This window comes from Flavobacterium sp. Sd200 (genome assembly GCF_009826935.1).
Classification (GTDB): Bacteria; Bacteroidota; Bacteroidia; order Flavobacteriales; family Flavobacteriaceae; genus Flavobacterium.
In genome coordinates, this window is the sequence record NZ_WUMN01000029.1 from 1 (window position 1) to 1127 (window position 1127).

The 1127-nt window shown below is 50.0% G+C and carries 1 protein-coding gene; it reads left to right on the forward strand.

Going from position 1 to position 1127, the window contains the following annotated elements:
- On the forward strand, positions 1 to 1127 hold a 1127-nt coding region (locus GR160_RS19230; protein ID WP_237421261.1), incomplete at both ends, for an ABC transporter permease/substrate-binding protein.

Below are 1127 nucleotides of genomic sequence, written 5' to 3' on the forward strand. Positions count from 1 at the left end.
TTTTTGGCAATTTATCGCATCCCAACACGACAAGCTCCTGTTGCAAACCGCACAGCATCTTGGCCTGACATTCCTTTCGTTGTTACTGGCAATGGCCGTAGGGATCCCATTAGGAATTTTCATATCCCGCAGGCGGCCACTGGCCAACCCTGTACTGGGTGTTGCCGGTGTGTTGCAAACCGTGCCAAGCATTGCCCTTTTGGGTTTTATGATCCCGGCATTCGGCATTGGCGCCACACCTGCAATTATAGCCCTGCTCATTTATGCCCTCTTGCCTATTATCAGGAATACCTATACCGGAATCACCGGTGTAAATCCGATGATTACAGAAGCCGCAACAGCTTTGGGTATGAACAAAAGCCAACGCCTTTTCAAGGTCGAACTCCCCCTTGCCATGCCGGTTATTATTGCCGGTGTCCGTACGGCGGCTGTCATCAACGTGGGTGTAGCAACACTCGGTTCTTTTGTAGCTGCGGGCGGGCTTGGTGAATTTATATTCGGTGGTATTTCGCTGAACAACACTAATATGATACTCGCTGGTGCCCTGCCCGCTGCACTCCTGGCGATCCTCATAGATTTAGGAATAGGGTATTTGCAACGCTCAGGCCGTAAAGCCATGCGCTATGCCCTTTATCTGGTAGTGGTTACTGGTATTGCCACTACGCTATTTATACTATGGCCTTCTGGCACGGAAAAACTCAGGGCCGGCTTTACACCGGAATTTATGGGCAGGCAGGATGGCGACATGGGGCTCCGATCGGTGTATGGGCTGCGGCTTAATCCTAAGGTATTAAGTGATGCCGTTATGTATAAGGCAGCACATGAGGGCAGCCTCGATGTTATCAGCGGCTATTCTACCGATGGAAGGGTCAAAGAACATGACTTTTTAGTACTCGAGGATGACAAAAAGATATTCCCACCCTATTATGCTGCACCTATTGTGAAAAGTACCACCCTTACACGGCTCCCGGGCCTTGAAAACGCATTGAACCTGTTGTCCGGTAAAATCAACGACAGTGTAATGGCGAGCCTGAATCATAAAGCCGATATTTTAAACCAATCCCCACAGCGCATTGCTACGGATTTTTTAAAGGCGGCAGGGCTCTACAAGCCGTCCAGGGATGGCG